This window comes from Anaerolineales bacterium (assembly GCA_015075725.1).
Classification (GTDB): domain Bacteria; phylum Chloroflexota; class Anaerolineae; order Anaerolineales; family Villigracilaceae; genus Villigracilis.
Genome location: JABTTV010000001.1, coordinates 3,456,404 through 3,473,782 on the forward strand (window position 1 = coordinate 3,456,404; position 17,379 = coordinate 3,473,782).

Consider the following 17,379-nt stretch of genomic DNA (forward strand, 5'->3'; position numbering starts at 1 on the left):
GATTATTCTCTATCGGAACGAAGTCCAAGCGATCCAATGATTGATTGTAATCTCTCGATATGTAATTCAATATCCACACCATTTGGTACTTGCCAAGTGGTATCCGTATGGTGTGATTTGTCCGACCAACCAATCGTGTCTTCCAAGTTTTTTGCATGTCCTACGGTTACACCATTCAATTTACGAAAAGCTTGAAACATTTGTCGGGGATTCTGAAGATTGTCCGGCATCGAATTATTATTAATTTTTATATGGGCTTCCCGCATGATAATTTCGCATAAAACCCTTATTCGATCTACTGCTAATTTTCTGTTTTCCTCATCGCCACCAGACAAATCACGAATCTGGTCAATTTCATCTTTGAACACAATATGTTCTTTGATTCTAGGTCCAGAAGATGTTAGTTTATCAAACTTGTAATAAATTGGAGATCGTTCGTAGTTAAGGCTTCTTAAACGATCTGCGGTAGGTTTTAAGTGCGTCAAGACGATAACCTGACGATTTCGATTTCTAAGCAGCTCTGGAACGACTTTCATCAGGAACGACTCGTGGTGCTCGTCATCCATTGCCTGAACTGGATCGTCAAAAACAATGAATTCGAATGGCGCCTCAGGCGCTACGATACTTGGAATATAAACGCTCAAGCCAAGGCAATTCAATTGCGATTGACTCAAAGATGCTGCGGCGTTTAATTCTCTACCAAAAGCAGTGGCTTTAAGATTATATTCATCCTTACCCGGTATTAACCCAGTGAATTTCACATCGGGATTTGGCGAAAGCAACCCATACCAGACAAGGATATCCTGTTCTCTTTTTTGAACCATTTCTCTTTGACGTTCTAAAATATATCCATCAGCCTGTTGCTGTGATTTTAATATATCTGCATCAAAGTTTCTTGCTCGAATCACTAAATCAAAGTGTGGTTTCACTGAAAGAAGGTTAATCAAACTAGTAAATATTGCGACTGTCTTTTCGTCTGAAAGTTCCCCTTGCAGAATTGGCTGAAATTCAGTGAAGGTCTTTGAATATTTTCGTAAACTAATATCTGTTTTGGGGAAAAGATTTGTCAATTCTCGTACAAGAATAACGACAGATTCCACTGATGTTAACGATTCTTCAGGCGAAAAATCTTGACTTTGCAATGTTTTCACTACTTGTATAAGCTCCGTAACTCTGCTTTTTATCTCCGCAAGTGTTTCAACGCATTCTTTGTTATATTTTACAAACTCATCAAGCTGTTTCTCTCCTCGAGAAAACATCTTTTTCAGGGTCTGAACTTTTTCAGTCGGAATGACATCAAACCCAACCCTGGGCAATAATTCATGAATTGCTATAACCACGTTCTGTAGAAAAGTTAAAGCCCCTCTCAATTTCTGCCGTTTTTCATCCAATTCTTGACCACTCGTAGAGCGGCTATGAATCTCAGCCAATTTACTCGCTGACAAGGTGTTTTCTCCACAGAATGGACATTCGACAACTTCGTTCTGTGAATCGCTAATCTCGGCTGACGGATTTACCAATGCCAGGCCTTGTCGCCAGAATTCAAGATGTTTTTCGGAATATGTTGCAACCATTACATTTGCTAATTCGCTTGCTGTGGCATACAAATCGTCATTTCTTTGGGCTAGATCAATGACCTTCTTCGACATCTCTTGTAATATCGTATCTTGATTAGTCAATGGACGATACGGAGTCACGTCAAATAGCTTGCTCATCTCGAGCAATTGGTGTTCCTTAACGTCTTTCAACAAATCACCAGCACTGTCTGTCAAGCTATCGGTAAGTTGCTTAGCTTTACTGATAATGGTTTGTAAATCAACATTCTCATCTACTTCTATTTCTTTCTTTTGCCAGCGTTTGGCGATATCATTTAGTTGAATTTCTTCCAAATCCTTGGATGCTTGTTTTAATTTCTGTTTTGCTTCAATCACTTTTTGAGGAGGGTTGTTTTTAAATTGATTTTTAGCCTTCTCAAGAACATCTTTGAATTTTGTTAAGTCAGCCAGTCCAAGCGCTTCGGAAATCGTACGATAGCGATCAATGGGGCGCGCATGAATAAAGTCTTGAATACCATGTTGAACTACTACAGGGCATTGAGCATCCGACGAAACATCCAATGAGAGGAAATCAGAAACCTCATTTTCGTCAACGAAAAGTTTCATGTCGGTTTCAATTATGCGTCCACGATCATCAATATTCATTATTCTCTTCAGGATATGAGCAGTGCCATCTCGAAAAGTAACATTTGCCTCAACATACGGCGCATCACCTGTTGGACAACCTTTGTTTATATAACTATCCTTGTATTCATTCTTGCTGAAGTTATCTCCCTTACGACGACGCTTGGTATATCCATAAAAAAGCCATTCCAGTGCCTCAGCGAAGCTGCTTTTGCCGGAACCATTGCCGCCATAAAAGATGGTGATTTTTTCTGAAAATACAATTGGAGCGCTATTTCCAAATGCTCTGAAAAAATGTGGAGTAAGCTCATTGAGGTGCATTGTTCCGCTCCTCGAAAAGCGATGCTAACTTATCTGTCAAGCTTTGTACTTTTTCATCGTCTGACATTTCAAGAGACTGGTTGTAAATATCCAGCAATTCGCGAAGTATTTCGTCTTCTACATCTTGAATAAATTTTTCAATTATTTGAGAATTCGTCATTGAGCCACTCCTGCTGATGTGTTGTCAAAACTAAATGAGCGTTGATTATTCATCCAACCAATATGTGCAGTCGGTGGATATCTCCCATCCACTATATGCCTAGTCGCCGGTCTAAAAAAGTCTCATGAAACAATTATAATAGTCGACTTGTGTGATAAGTATAGACCAGAGAATGATTTTTGTTTCAGTGGGTTTATTTTTCGTTTTCATGTCAACGCATTCGACGAAACTGCTCCTAATAACCGTATGGATTCATTCTTCTTCAACATCAATATCCGTATTTACTGAGGATCTCATTGAAATATAATCTTCCGTTAAATTATTCGCGAGATGCGATGGTAAGGGGTGCCTTGTAAAGCCATTTACCCAATGTGATGCGGCAGCGCGCAAGAGGTGGAATGCCCGTGCATATATATCTGGATCGTCCTCTGGCTGCAAAAAAGCTGGAACGACCTCAATAAGGGCAGACATCCGAGCGTTGTGTTTATATCCTCCCGAAGCAGTCTCTGAAAATCTGCTCCAGTTATAGGATGGTTGGTAAGAATCAGGCTTTTGGGCGATGCTGTAATAAGTCCGATCAGCGATTTTGCAAACACCATGACCATACCCAGCTTGGCTCTCCGAGCCCTTTGTTGGGTCGAGCGTCAAATATGCAGGAACCTCGCCAAATCGATATCGGATAACACGGATATTCTCGATCTTCCGTGTGTTTCCTCCAACCAAACCATGTGAAGCTGGCAAATAAATAGTGTTGTTAAGTTTCATGCGGTCGAAACTTATAAGTTTATCCTGTAACCATCCCCAATAGATGCGCCACCCGTTTGAAGGGACAAAAATCAATGTTGGTCGATCTTTTTCTATTTCTATTATCTGCTCAATAAAGCGTTCTAACACTTGCCCACCCTCAGAACGATTGCCGATGCCCATATGTAATTGAGAACCAGAGTAGGTTCCAAGCCTCAATCCGGCTTGGAAATAGGACTCCCAAGAAAGAGCGCTAGAATCACCTTTTGCATCAGGCGTTGCTGCTAGTATTTGTTTCTGTCCAACAGTTATTTTTACTGCAGATGGAAAGAATATAGCCTCTTCTCTAAGTCTTTTTGATCGCAAGGAAACATTCTCCACCTCGAGGTTTAATCCAATTAATTGGGTCCCAGGTTGTAATCCCACTTCTTCCAACATCTCTGAAAGATCATTGCCCATGTAGCCTAGTTGACGACGAATATCCAAGACAGCGGCATGTGCTTTTGTTTTGATAAGCGCTTCAGCTTTTTGCTTTTCCTTTTCACTTCCGCTTGTGTCCTCCGGGATAAAAAATTGTGTCAAACGACCAGTTTGAGCAAACGCAAATCGCAAAGTTCGTTTTGCGTCTCGCATTTGTTCATTTCGTTTTTTTGATGAATAATAATTCTTCAATTCAATTATTGATAAACCTACGGTATCGAAGGGGATTTCTGCCTGTTCTGCTTTTACTTTATTTACGAGTTCCGATTGCGCGCCTTTTAGGGCCTGTCCAACTCCAATTTCTACAGATAAGTAGTTATTCAATACAGCCCGGAAAGTTATTGAATAACCACCGCTGGATTGGACGGTAATGCCCTTGGGCTCGAATGGGTCGATATTTTCAATGTTGGCAATACCAAATGCGTCAACAAACTCCGCCCAAATCGCTTCGGCAGTCTGTCGATACTGATAAAAGACTTCAAACACAATATTTTTTCTTGAACTAAGAGCCACTTGGACCGAATGCCAAATCTCTTCCCAAGCGACAATGGTCTTGTTTTTGTTTCTATTGGTTCGTGCGAGACTGAGCTTGTCCAAATTTTGGTCAGGCACACGGGCAAGGCCGATGCGCCTTAATTCTGCATCAACCTGTTCGTGGAGAATCATCAAATCGCCGGGGAATAAACCATCTCCAATCGGGCTTTTCCCTAGCCATCCAATTATTTTATTGTTCAAAACGCACGACATCTCTGGAGAAGTATTAAAACGATTGGGAGACTCGGCAAACTCTTCGGGTGAAATGAGAGGCTGAGCGCCAATAAATTTTAATAGATCAGGAAGGTTGTCATCCCATGCTGGCAAATAGATGCCATCAGAATTCCTTTGCGAGAGAATCCTGGTAGCTGCCAACGCTTGCTTTTCAACTACTAAATCAGGAAGCCAAGGTATATCTGTTCGCACCATGACAGTTGTAGACTGATTGGCCGGAAGAATGGATGCAGTTTTGGTCAACAATGGCTTATGAACCCACCTGCGAATATGAAGTTTGGGATAGATAAGTGGGTGATTGGTACTTCCAGGTATGGTTTGGACATCGATGGTTAGCACCAAAGACAGATAGCCATTCCCAAATGGTTGCGGAGGCCAAGACACCAGTTCCAAACCTTTTCCATCAGGACGTTGGGCTCGTATCATCTTAAATGGTATATCTCTGATATAAAACACTTTTTCTTGTAATTGCTTAACAATCCAGGCAGGTAAAGCCTTATAGAAATAACCTTCGTTTTCCGGAGATACACCAGGCCCACTTGGATCAAGGGGCAAGTCTATTTTTAAATCTTGAAATTTCAGGTGAGACGGTGACATTCCGTTTAATAGATTGTTCAGACGGCTGTGAATTTCCGCATAAGTAGAACCTCCCAGGTTGGCGAGTTGTTCCATCTCAAAATTTGCCCAGCCTCGTACAATCGTAGTGACAGGTGCAGCGTCTGGTGCATTATCGCCAGCAGTAATGAACGCGCGAAGCGATGTTTTGTTAATCCATAAGGAATCAAAACCAGGGGTAATGCCGGATGGGATGGTGAGGAGAAGTACATTCCCAAGAGAACGGTACGGTAAATACCATTTTTGGGATTTGGAAGAAATGTACTGAGCGATTGAATTCAACTCACTCTCCCATTCCGAAGGAAACCTTGCCTGCCACAAAATCTGGCTAGGCATACTGCCATCAACCAGGTGATATGCAAAGCGACGATAGGTGGAATAATTTCCTCTTGGGCGAGCAGTGCGTTTGCTTTCCATGAAACCTCCTAATTAGTGTCGTGTCCTAGACCATGTATTTGCTGCAGCCCATGAATGGGCTCACCATACAGGGCAGTTGCAATTTGGTTGGCAGTAGTTGGTGTCTGTCCAATATGTATAAACTGTTCGTAGCACTCACGCATGGCTATTAATAAACTTGTGCGGGCTGAGTCGGACTTTTCTTTTGTGCTCTCAGGTGCCCATTTTGAATCGACAAAGACAACGATTACAGGCACATTTCCGCGAATACCACGTCCTACTGCTTGCCATACTCTGGTGAATAGTGTTGAAGCAAGCTTATTTCGGTCATCGTCTTCCATGTTCCGCCAGGTTTGTTTTGTGGACATGAGCCGATACCATTCCAGTCGAGCCTGTCTGCGAAAGTCTTCCGCGGCCACACCAAATAACTCTCGCGATACCATGACAGCTCTCTTGCTGAGAACCCAATGCATAAGATGACGTGCATCGGCAGAAGGATCGTTAGGTGGAAGAAGAGAACGAATCAGAAAGAATATGCTTCCAAAGGCTGCTTTTCCCGCTTGGTTTAAGATATTTCGCCCGCGCCCAATTGCATCAATAGGGGCGACGAGAACCTTACTTTCCGGATAAAGCAAAGCAAAGCGGTTTACTTCACCTGTGCCTATTTTTAGAAATCCAGAATGGGCCGACTCCAGTAATTCATCACCTCGACTCATGCAGGCAGCATGTAAACTTGGTTGAGTCTGCTGAATAATTGAAGTAACCGTAAAAGCTTCATCATAGCTACCAGTTAGGATAAGTATACGCTGCCTATCTCGCCATACTTCTACTACTCCATTTTGTTGACGATGGGAAATTTCGGCTAGAACTTGTGAGATAGTTTGATTCGGTCTGGAAATCAGCCGGGCAGCAGTTTGTAATTGCTCCTGGCGTTGATCGCCGAACGCACCTGATATGGAAACATATGTACCCTTTGATGTTGTAACAGGCTTGAAGAGCCAATCCGTAACATGTTTTTCATCGTGCCTTGTCTCCAAAATTCCTGTTGGGGTAACATGTACATGGAAAAATGGCGATGATGGAGACCAGGATGTCCCTGAGAGCAAGAGGGTTTGGGGTCCTTTTATTCCATCCACACTAAGAAACAGATCGTGGAAATGCATGATTGCCCAGCGTCCCATCCCGGCAAAACGGATACGCCGCAATATTCCATCAATGACGGGACGGTACTTTTCATGCTTGTATTGAAATCCAAAAATCCTGCCAGTGGGTGGCCCTGGGATAAACGGACGTAGCTCTCGATCGCGGTCTTGAAGTGAAGTGTAATCATCCAAGTTGAGATCTTGAGGCGCAGCAGACCAATTAAGCTCAACCAGAGTCAATTGATCATCAAGGAGGCAGACCAAAATTGCAAACTCAATCTTCCCGGCGGTAGATGACCAATAATTATCATTATTCAATGACACAAGCCGAGGGTCCTCTTTGGTGTTTGCCCGCATATTTTTTCTGGCGAGTTGCACCCATTCAGCACACCGGACTTGAATTTGCTTAGTATGTCCTGTAGCGATCAACGTTGACGCAATCTGGTTCAACTCGCGTAGAAGTTCTTCTTTTTCTAAATTCTCAAAATCTAAAGGTGCCGATGCAAATTGTCCCAGAATATTGAGCCATTCTTCGTGTTGATGTTTTTGCTGGTGTGTGCAATCTTCTGGCCTGATGCCCATCAATTCCCAGGTAATCATAGAAAACAAATTCATGTTCCAAAAAACACCTTCACCTATCCATTTGCGAATTTGCCCAGAAGATGGGCCGGTTAAAACATCATAGATTTGATCGGTGACAGAATTTGCAATTTCAACAGCACGTACCCATTTTCGACTAGCTAGGTCTGGTAGACTGCGTTGATCATTTCTCATATGAGCAACCCGTTGTGCTAGGTCATTGAGAAGATGTCCTTGACCTGGTCCTGCAAGGATGCTATCAGGCAGGAAGATATCATCAAACGTTGATTGTGCCTGGTCACATTCATCGATAACTACAATATCACTTGCCCGATAAACGAGCTCGTAGTAAGACATCTTGTACGGCAACAGGTTGCTGGGAATTTTTGATGAAACCAATGATGCCGGACTGCATACCCATATTGGCGCAGTTGGAATATCTCGCGAACTTTGGTGGACAGGACATATATTGACCAATGGACATAATTTATCCTGGGCGATTTGCCTCCCATCACTGGACGCCTCCCCTAATTTTTCACAAGGAAATTCGCCAGCTGGAATAGGGCCAGCATAATCATCAGAGACAAGGCTATGAGATTCGATGGCGCAAGCTGTATTCAGATAATGCCACCCGTAATGATTTATATGTGAGACATTCTTTCGTTTCGCTTCCTCATAAGAATCCTGGTAAAGCTGCTCGATATGTTTCGCTTTACTGCTCCTGCCCAAAATAGGAACGGCAAAAGAGGACCCTCGGATTGTGTTTTGGTAACGAGCGTAATTTGCCTTTTCAATCATGGGAAACAAGTGCGTTTTTTGGCGTAAAACTGGGTGTAATAAACGCTGATTGATTTCGTTGACAAACCGGAGGATTGAAGAAACATCATTCAATATCAAGGTTATTCTGTAACCTTTGTATACACTCCACACAGCTAGTAAAAAGGCAAGCGTAGATTTCCCGACCGATAATGTTCCTGGAAGATGTACAGTATTTTCCAGCAGTAACTCAGATGAGTCTTTAAGATGTCCTCTGTGTGAAAATATCTTTAACCCAATATTGTCGAGCCTCTCACGCCAATGACCAAGTGGGATCAGAGGGGGGTGAAGCTTGGATACTGCCTCGAGTTCATCAAGGAATCTGGCGATTTCCCTTAGTTCTGCAAACTTAACCATTATCTTTTCTGGATTAGGTAAATTTATATTCAGAAAATTTTCCGGTTTTTGTGTCAACTGCCCCCATTCATTAGGCAAGACTACTTCTCGAATAACTCTACGGTTATCAGCAGTCCTAATTTTATAAAAATATTTTTTGCCGGGTTCAGCAAATTCCTTGCCCGATCTGGTTAGTGGGGGAGGTGTCGTGGCAAGTTTTTGAAAAAATTCCAATCGCCTCTTTGTCAAAACATTGGGCGGAATTTGCTTGATACACTTTTCTTCGTTGTCCAAGTCAAAAAGCCTGATCTTTGCATCGAAAGTTTGGTAGCGTTGAATGTCTTCATTCCAACTTCTTCGATCATTGCTAATATAAAAACTGGAAATGGCGATAATCTTTTTTTCGTCATCTGTCCAATCGCCATCTATGAAATTTGCCATGCCAAACACAGCCCAAATGTCTTTAGGCAGTAAATTTAGTGTGAACGCAAGCCAAATGCCAAATTCCGTTTGGAAGAGTGTAGGTAAATTCTCCGGCAAATTCCCTTTTTCATAGAAGTCCTTCAAGTCATTGTATAGAGGACGCCACCACTGGTTTGTATCACGCATAATTCACTTCCCTTTTTATTAGGCGTAGAAACTGCTTCATAGATAAAAGGTTCACTCTGCTTTTTCTTGCGCCCGTCAACAATGCACCTTCCCAGAATAATTTTTCATAGTTTGGTAAGAAAAAATCATCTTCAATCACATAGAATGACCGATCCCAATGCAGATCCTGCAAGGCATAGTTCTGGATAAAACCTTTTTCGGCTTCCCTTCGACCCAATATCCACGGTGACTTGCTGGCTTTGACGTCCACCGCCCACACCTTGCCGTCAGGCAGGATAATTTGCAAATCATATTCATCAATTCCTGGCCATAACTTAGTTGTGAGTTTCATCTTAGATAGCTTATTATTCAGTTCAATTTCTGGTAGACCGGGGAGACAGACATACGCTTTTATGCCTCGCTTGAGACGTTTCAAGTCAGTAGTGAACTCGATGGATTTAGCCTTTGAAAAATCCCCGTGCTTTTCACAGATGACCCAATTTCTGCAATACAAGTGCCCATCTTTCAAAAGCAGTGCGTCGTGGCAATGATGGCATAAGAAGACTCTACTGTTTTCAACGCATTCCGTAGGAATAGATTCATAGGCATCCTGTACTTCGTTCAAAATGTTACCTCGGGAAATCTGATCAATAATTTCCTTGAGCCTAACAATTGGATTCTCGATTATAAAACGCCGGCTTTTCAAATAAAGTGGATAATAACTTGACCGGTCTGACCGGCAGATGTCCAGTATTTTTTTCATAACGCTTTCGTCAATTTCATCAATTTGAGCGTTTAGTCCTCGTAGTGAATAAGCCCATTCCATGCAGAATGTTGAGGGCTCCCCAAACCGTAACAGTACATCGTTTTCTACACAATTTGGTAACGAGCCCGGCCACCATTGCTTTATAGGGAATTCAAACTCAGAAAGTAAATCAAAACGACTGACAGGCAACGGCTTTTCCCCATATAAAAGATTTCGTGCTTGCAAATCCCGAATCCCTAGTTCCAAGATTTCCGGGAACTCAATTGCAGGTCGTCCTAAAAATGATAACCCTGTCGCAATCTTAGCAAGAACATCGTCTGCTTCAATCATGTTTCGATTCCTCCAAGGGCCAAAACATATATATATATTGCAGCCCATTTTCGGTAATTTCAAAATCTCTACGGATGAGATGCATATCATAAAGGCGTTTGAGTCGCGTGCTTGCTGTATTCACCGCCAGCCCCAATTGTCTCGCTAAATCTGGCGCCGTAAGCTGTCCTTGTTTGAAAAGTAAATCCAGAGTTTCCCGCAGGTTTTGTTCTAATTGTCCAATGCAATCCCATTGGCCTGTCTGTTTTATCACCATGAAAGCGATTTTGAGCTTCTGTAATTTTACTGCTGCGGTCAGATTCTCGATGGAGTCGTCCCCCAGCCCATACAAAATAATTCCTTGCCCTTCGCCGAACGCATCTTTATTTAATCCTTCCTGGAGACGAATGACCACTTCATCTGCAAAGGACACATCCATAAGTTGATTTTCTGGAAAGATAATCCTGATTGGACAATTTGCAGGATCAGAAGCCTGTATGTGTTTTACCAATTCTATATACACTTTTTGCCCTTTTTCCCGAGTAATCAGGAGAGCAGAGTTTCCAATACCAACTTCACTACAAATCGTTCCAAGATTTATGTCCAACATAGTTTTCTCCTACATGTATTCAAGTGTTTGTATTGACCGTTCAAGTAATTTACTTGAACACATAGGGCTATTTTACAACTTCTGTTGAGTTGAGTCAAGCTTGAAAAATGTGTTATTAGCTTTGCAGTAAAGAGAAATTGAGCCCCAGCGCGATTTGTGTTCCTGGAAAAAAAACTGTCTCAGATGTAAATACCCTACCCGCCTTAAAGTGGCTTAGTACCGTAGCGTCATGAGACCGCAAATAAAGCGAACCGTTATTATCTTGCAGGATTTGCTCAACCCGTCTTAAACCAAGTCCACCGCGTCCTGTGTCTCTGGCTGATTGTCCTTCCATAGCCAATTTGAGGTAATCAATTGCAGAGCCAGCTATGAGGCCATAGCGCGATTCTAAACTTCCCCTTATCCCGCATCCAAGATCCCCAACTGCCACTTGCACATTGACCACGTTTAGTGCTTGTTTCTCGTATTTTTGTATTAGGACAATCCCATTTTTGTCAGCGCTATGTTGGTAGACATTTGAGCACAGTTCGCTTAAAGAACCCAACAAGCTATTTAATGCACTCTTGTTTAGCCAATGACTAAAAATATTCTCGGCTCTTTCAATAGTTTTTTCAACATCTGAATTTGTACTAATCCTGGTCATTTCCAATAATTGACTGGTGTGTGAATTTCGTGCCCACTCATCTGCACCTAAATTCTCTATTTCCAACCAATCTTGTGCTCCAACAGGAATATCCATTCTTTGTAAATATTTTTGCACTTCTCGGGAAACATTTCTCAGCAACACCTTTTTTTTTGTAATCCCGTATATATGCCGGCAAACAAGAATTAATCCAAGAGCGCGAGATGGTGTGATAAATCCTGCTCTCTCCATGTTTATAGAAATAGTTGATGTTGAAGTAGTTTTATTAGCAAGATCGAATAACAAATTTAAATCGGAAAAATTATCTTCCGACGTTGAAGTCGAGTAATTAATTTGTATTTCATGATTAATGTTCATGAAGTTCAAATCCTATTGAGCAAGAAAAATTGCTACAGAGCATTTTGCCTTGACTATTTCTCATTTTGGTATATTTGATCCTTGTATAAATTAGAAACGATAATACCTTGTAAATCTTTTCTTGCCTGTTCCCAATCCAGCCATTCCTGTCCGGTGCGTCTCGCAATCAAATGATCAGGAATAAATTCATCGAATTTTTGGATGCGTTGGATCTCGACCGGGATCATGTTGACAATATCTTCCAAACCATATCCCGAATTGGCAACATCCTGCAATCTGGACGTAAACTGCTCTCTGGTTTCACCTTCTGCCTTGGCAATGGTCATAACCCAGGGAAACATCATCATGGGGAAGTCGGCTTTTAGTCCACAAGCTTGGAACCAATATTGAAGCGTCCGGGCAGAACGTGTGCCTGTCCAGGGGAAGATCACCCAACTTCCAGGAAGTTCAAATATCTGCTTTTGTCCAATACCCCAGTCTAAACTGAGCCGGCGCGTATCTGCCAAAGCACGTTGCCCATTTGCATCCAAATATGAAAAGGTCTTGTCAGATAATAGAATTTCCAGAACACGCTGAGCAATACGCGGATGCATTTCAGGGATGCCTGCCCCAAGGAACATAACATCGCGGGAGTCTTTCGCCGGCTCCACCAGGACTTGCTGCTTGTCTTCAAATATCTGCTTTACCTCCCATATCCTGCCCACCAAGAGGAGGCAAGTACCGGGAGCCAAATCTGGACGAGGACTGATCCGTCCAAGAATGCGTTCCTTATGGAAAACATCCCATTCCGGCGGAGTGGTAAAAACAGCATAGAAATCCCTGGAACGAACCACTTTTTCACCAGCCAGCCCCAGAATGATCTCGCCTGTTTCCAACTGTTCAATATGATCTGTAGCTCCCAAATGTTTGAGTAGATCGGCATATTCCTGCGATGTCACACCAGGGAAAACATTCGAGCCTAAGAAATGCCCCACCAAATCCTTGGGGGAACTGCCATGTGTCTCCACTAATCTGGAAAGCATTTGGTGATAGAGAACATTGTAGGCAACGGTTCTCTCAAGGGGCGGCTCAAGCCAGCCTTCGAGGAAGAGATCCACGATTGCCAATGACTTCAACAAGGAGAAGGGAATTCTTTCATAGAATTCATCACCTGCTTCGGACTCGATCTCTGATGTGTAAATCTGCATAATGCGGCTGGCATCCTGCCGCCGTCCGGTTCGTCCCAAGCGTTGTACAAAGGACATCACTGTGTGAGTGCTGTCCATTTGCACGGCAAGATCCAACTGACCAATGTCGATCCCCAATTCCAGCGTGTTCGTACAAACCACGGAGGAAGGTCGGTCATCATCCCGCATGCGGACTTCCGCGTCCTCGCGGATTTCCTTGCTGATCGATCCATGATGGGGAAGGAAATGTTCAGGCAGGCGTTCGCGTTGATTGCGGCGGTTCAATTCTGCCGTCAGAACCTCCACATGCCTACGGCTGTTGCAAAAGATCAGCGACCGTTTGTTCTTGGTAAGAGCATAGAGATCGTCAAGCAGTTCGGAAGGGATATCCTCTTTTGTAAGAGAAAAATGCAAATGGCTTAACTTCGTTGGGGGCAGGCTGACATCTGGGTCGATGACCTGCACCTTCGAGGGGTCGGTTGGATTTAACCACCTCTTTGCCGCCTCCGTATCACCCACGGTGGCGGACAAACCAATCCGTCTCGGACGGTTGGATTTTGCATACTTCTCGATGCGTTGCAACTGGCTACGGAGTTGCACACCGCGATCCGATTCCATAAAGGAATGGACTTCATCTACTACGATGAACTGCAAACCGCCAAATAAACGATGCAGGTGATTGGTTTTGTTGACAAATAGACTCTCAATGGATTCGGGGGTAATTTGCAGGACCCCGCCCGGCTGCTTGATGAGGTCGGCTTTTTGACTGCTGCCCACATCGCCATGCCAGCGGTGGATAGGAATATCGCCTGCTTCACACAATAGATCGAGCCTGCGGAATTGATCGTTGATCAACGCCTTGAGCGGACCGATATACAACGCTTTGATCGATCCCATTGGCTCCTGGGCGATCAGGCTCAGAATGGGAAGGAATGCCGCTTCGGTCTTGCCGCTGGCGGTGCCGGTTGTGATCAGGACATCGTTCTCGCTGTCAAAGATCGCGTTAATCGCCTGGGCTTGAAGTTCCCGAAGCTCCTGCCAACCAAGACGATAGACAAATTCCTGTACAAAGGGAGCGAGCCGATCAAATGCATTTGGGGAAGACATATCAGCTCACTTTGAAATCGCTGAAACGATCTAATGGATCTTCATCCTTTGGGATTGAAACATCTTGCGGCTGGTCTTCCTTCGGTGCCGGCAAGCCCATGACAATTTCCTGCCAGGTCTTCTCCGGATACTGGTCCAGCAAATTCGATAGATTGACAAACTCACGCACCAGTTCACGCGGCGTGGTAAATTCCCTGGCGCCCATCCTGCGCAGCGTTTCCTCCATGTAGGCATGGATATCCTGGTCTGTCATTTTCACCGGAGCTGCAGCCTGGCTTAGGTGGATCTCGCGGATCTTTTGGAGCAGGACGAAAATCTCTTCCGCGGTTAGGGAAGATAACTTGATAACTGGTCCGGTGAAATCCTGCAATCCCTCCCCGAGAAAACGATTACCTGCCAGACGGGAGCGTAATGCCTCATAGCTGAATAACCCGCGACGTTGATCTTCCAGAAATTCGGGTGTTCCGCCAAAGATAAAGCCAATATGTGCCGCCTTGCCCTGCAAACAATCATTGATGATCGAGAGGATAGCCTCGTAATTATTTTTTCGGGAAACACTGTTGGTGATCGTGTAAAGATAAGCCGCTTCATCCAAACAGACCGTGAAGCCGCTGTAGCCGATCTTCCGGAAAAAGATGGCAAACACCTTTAGATAATCATAGAAGTTATCGCTGTCAATGATCGTTCGGATCTTCAAGGCGGCGTAGGCTTCTGTCTTGGTGCCATATTCCCCGCGCATCCAGCGCAGGGCGCTGGATTTCAATTCTTCATTGTTTTCTGCATATCCCTGATAGTAGGCAGCCAGGACGGAACCAAAATCAAAACCGTGGATCAGTTCCTGCATGTCGTTGAGCGTGCTGAGGATCCGGCTTTTCACTTGACTGACGAACTCTGGGGAGCCGTGATCCAGACCACTCTCTGTGGCGACACTGGTTTGGATGCCGGAGATCCAGCGTTCGATGATCGTTGGCAACGCATTGCCATCCGGGCGTGTCTGGGTCGAGAGATTTTTCATCAATTCCCGATAGGTGGCAATGGCTTCATCCCCGGAACCAAAGAGCCTGCGTTCGGGAGAGAAATCCGCATCCGCCACCACAAACTTGCTTTCCAGGGCATAGGTGCGCATCAGCTGTAGTAGAAAACTTTTACCACTGCCAAATCTGCCAATGACAAAACGAACGGTCGCGCCGCCCTCCCGGTTATGATCCAGGTCGCTTTTGAGGGCAGCCACTTCCGACAGGCGTCCGACGGAGATGTGCCGAAGACCCGTTCGGGGAACCACACCGGCGCTTAATGAAGTCAGGATTGTTTTTGCTTCGCGTTTTGTGATCGACATATTATTTCACCTCAAGTCCAAGATGTCCGCGCAGGAGCGGGAGATATTCCTCCTCCACAAACCAGGTTGTCCCATCCAGGTAAAAGGGGAGTTGCCCAATGTGTACCTGCGCCTTTTCATTCAATGAATCCATGACCGCGTTTCCCATTGCATTGTGAGTCCTGGCAATGACATCAAGTTCTGTTTCCTCCAATTGTCCGCCTGTTCCAAGAAGTTTCGTGATCTCCACTTCCACGGGGTCGAGTGCGTCAAAGAATTGCACCCACGGATTGAAGGGTTCATCCATGCCTTCCTGAGAGGCGTCATCCTGGCTGGGAGGCATCTCCTTTACGACAACTTCCAATTCGTCCATAAAATCCTCTGCCAGGTGGATGGCATCGGCGGTTTGATATACCATTTTATCGCCAAGCACACTCAACGATTTCTTGTTGATCGATTCCAGAAGCACGAAAACTTGTTCCAGTTCCATGCCCAGGACGATTTTGATCTGTTCGAATGTGTTCCATTCCTTCGCAAGCAATCCGGCAAGCACCATCCGCTCAGAGGATTGCAGAGATTTCCATAAGGTACGGGTTTCTTCAAGATCGGTCAGCAATTCCTTTTCTGCACCGACCTGTTCTGTAGCCAGCATCTCGCTTACCACCCGACTCTCTTCATGCAGCGAGGCGACTCGCTCGTGATCGATGGTGATCTTGATGGGTTCAGGTTTTCTGGGACGGGTCTTTTCCTGTTGGAACGCCAGATCCAGCTGTTGGGCAAGGTCGGCGGGTAGTTCAATGCCGGATAATTTTGCCGAGAACTTCAACTGTTTTCTCAGGATGTTTTCGGCATACTTCATGATGGATGTGATGTTATTTGCCAACCGTGTTGAACCGGCATATTCCCTCCCGGTCGCCAGACGTGCGGAAGCCGGATGGGAAAAACCGATTAAGGCGGAGGCAAAGACAGGTTTCTCATAATTGAGAACACGTTCTGATACGAACTGGTCGATTAAAGATTTTCCGGTTGTTTTGAGGTAGTGAGCGTTGGCGACTTTGATGGCTTTCTCATAGGAAAGATCGACGAAGTGATCTGTGTTGTACTTTTGATAAAACTTGTTTCGTGGCTGGTAGTCGGACAATAGGGACCAGATCTTATAAGGAAGCGCATCGACGCCATTGGCGCGGATTGCTTTTTCCACAATGATATTGACAATGGAATCGGGAATATCCACCCCATCCACGTTCAGGATGGACTCCCACCATGCCAATGCCTGGGCGCCACCAACTTTTACAGCCAGAAGATCGCCTCCCCAATCTGGCAGGTAGCGGTCCAGGTTTGGATATTTTTCGCGATATGCCAGCCAAAGGATACGAATTCTTTCAGCCGCCTGAATTGGATCGGGCGTTTCGACCAGGTTCAAGATCTCATATACATGGATGAAGATGTAACTTAGGTCACAGGGATGGAATGTATTCTGTCGGGTCTGGGATCTCCAATAAAAGTACCATTGTTGCTGCGAGCCATTCATGTCACTGTAGGTTGGCCAGTAACATTTGAAAGGCACATGATTGGCAAAATTTTCCTTCTTACCCTTCAATTTTTGCGCTTCTTTTACAAAGCTCGTCCCCCTGTTTTCATAGGTGATGGTGACGCCTATGGAAGGCGTATAGCCTTGCCTCCCGGCAGGCGTAACATCTACAAACCGATCCGCGCTTGTTATCCTTTTGGTATTGGCAGGCGCGATCTTCTTCCTCTGTGTTGTCTGAGGTCGTGGGGTGGTATTCGGAGAACTGAGGGAATTAACAAGACTCTCCAACAATTGGAACGGCCAAAGCACCAACGAAACCAGACAGCAACCTTGATTGGATTTTCTTTTTCGTTTTGGCATACACTACTACTCAATTTGTTTCTGAACTCCCCGCAGGGCGGTTCCAATCTCAAAAAATAAAATGGTTGTTATCTCCACAATGAAGAAAGG

At 44.5% G+C, this 17,379-nt stretch carries 10 protein-coding genes; all 10 read right to left on the reverse strand.

Annotated features, from left to right (window positions below):
* Positions 1 to 2: 2 nt before the first annotated feature.
* A complete protein-coding gene (locus HS100_16765) occupies positions 3 to 2,501 on the reverse strand; it encodes an AAA family ATPase (GenBank protein ID MBE7435570.1) in 2,499 nt (832 codons plus the stop codon).
* Positions 2,488 to 2,661, reverse strand: coding sequence for a hypothetical protein (locus HS100_16770; protein ID MBE7435571.1), 174 nt, complete (start codon positions 2,659 to 2,661; stop codon positions 2,488 to 2,490). The genes HS100_16765 and HS100_16770 overlap by 14 nt, the downstream gene beginning before the upstream one ends.
* Before the next feature lie 252 nt (positions 2,662 to 2,913).
* Entirely contained in the window at positions 2,914 to 5,685 is a 2,772-nt protein-coding gene (locus HS100_16775; GenBank protein ID MBE7435572.1) for a DUF3962 domain-containing protein, read from the reverse strand.
* An 8-nt stretch (positions 5,686 to 5,693) separates the two neighbouring features.
* Complete coding sequence (locus HS100_16780) at positions 5,694 to 9,146, reverse strand: hypothetical protein (GenBank protein ID MBE7435573.1); 3,453 nt, start codon at positions 9,144 to 9,146, stop codon at positions 5,694 to 5,696.
* Entirely contained in the window at positions 9,139 to 10,221 is a 1,083-nt protein-coding gene (locus HS100_16785; GenBank protein MBE7435574.1) for a hypothetical protein, read from the reverse strand. Before HS100_16785 ends, HS100_16780 begins: the two co-directional genes overlap by 8 nt.
* A complete protein-coding gene (locus HS100_16790; protein MBE7435575.1) occupies positions 10,214 to 10,810 on the reverse strand; it encodes a winged helix-turn-helix transcriptional regulator in 597 nt (198 codons plus the stop codon). The genes HS100_16785 and HS100_16790 overlap by 8 nt, the downstream gene beginning before the upstream one ends.
* 115 nt (positions 10,811 to 10,925) lie before the next feature.
* Entirely contained in the window at positions 10,926 to 11,810 is an 885-nt protein-coding gene (locus tag HS100_16795) for a hypothetical protein (protein ID MBE7435576.1), read from the reverse strand.
* A 53-nt stretch (positions 11,811 to 11,863) separates the two neighbouring features.
* Positions 11,864 to 14,083, reverse strand: a complete 2,220-nt coding sequence (locus tag HS100_16800; GenBank protein ID MBE7435577.1) for a DEAD/DEAH box helicase — start codon at positions 14,081 to 14,083, stop codon at positions 11,864 to 11,866.
* Between the two features lies 1 nt (position 14,084).
* Positions 14,085 to 15,419: an ATP-binding protein gene (locus HS100_16805; GenBank protein ID MBE7435578.1), complete on the reverse strand. Its 1,335-nt coding sequence runs from the start codon at positions 15,417 to 15,419 to the stop codon at positions 14,085 to 14,087.
* Between the two features lies 1 nt (position 15,420).
* Positions 15,421 to 17,289, reverse strand: coding sequence for a TerB N-terminal domain-containing protein (locus HS100_16810; protein ID MBE7435579.1), 1,869 nt, complete (start codon positions 17,287 to 17,289; stop codon positions 15,421 to 15,423).
* Between the last annotated feature and the right edge of the window lie 90 nt (positions 17,290 to 17,379).

Bases quoted from the DNA above. Each gene is read 5' to 3' on its own strand.
- HS100_16765 (MBE7435570.1), bottom strand. From the start codon at position 2,501: ATGCACCTCAATGAGCTTACTCCACATTTTTTCAGAGCATTTGGAAAT.
- HS100_16770 (MBE7435571.1), bottom strand. From the start codon at position 2,661: ATGACGAATTCTCAAATAATTGAAAAATTTATTCAAGATGTAGAAGAC.
- HS100_16775 (MBE7435572.1), bottom strand. From the start codon at position 5,685: ATGGAAAGCAAACGCACTGCTCGCCCAAGAGGAAATTATTCCACCTAT.
- HS100_16780 (MBE7435573.1), bottom strand. From the start codon at position 9,146: ATGCGTGATACAAACCAGTGGTGGCGTCCTCTATACAATGACTTGAAG.
- HS100_16785 (MBE7435574.1), bottom strand. From the start codon at position 10,221: ATGATTGAAGCAGACGATGTTCTTGCTAAGATTGCGACAGGGTTATCA.
- HS100_16790 (MBE7435575.1), bottom strand. From the start codon at position 10,810: ATGTTGGACATAAATCTTGGAACGATTTGTAGTGAAGTTGGTATTGGA.
- HS100_16795 (MBE7435576.1), bottom strand. From the start codon at position 11,810: ATGAACATTAATCATGAAATACAAATTAATTACTCGACTTCAACGTCG.
- HS100_16800 (MBE7435577.1), bottom strand. From the start codon at position 14,083: ATGTCTTCCCCAAATGCATTTGATCGGCTCGCTCCCTTTGTACAGGAA.
- HS100_16805 (MBE7435578.1), bottom strand. From the start codon at position 15,419: ATGTCGATCACAAAACGCGAAGCAAAAACAATCCTGACTTCATTAAGC.
- HS100_16810 (MBE7435579.1), bottom strand. From the start codon at position 17,289: ATGCCAAAACGAAAAAGAAAATCCAATCAAGGTTGCTGTCTGGTTTCG.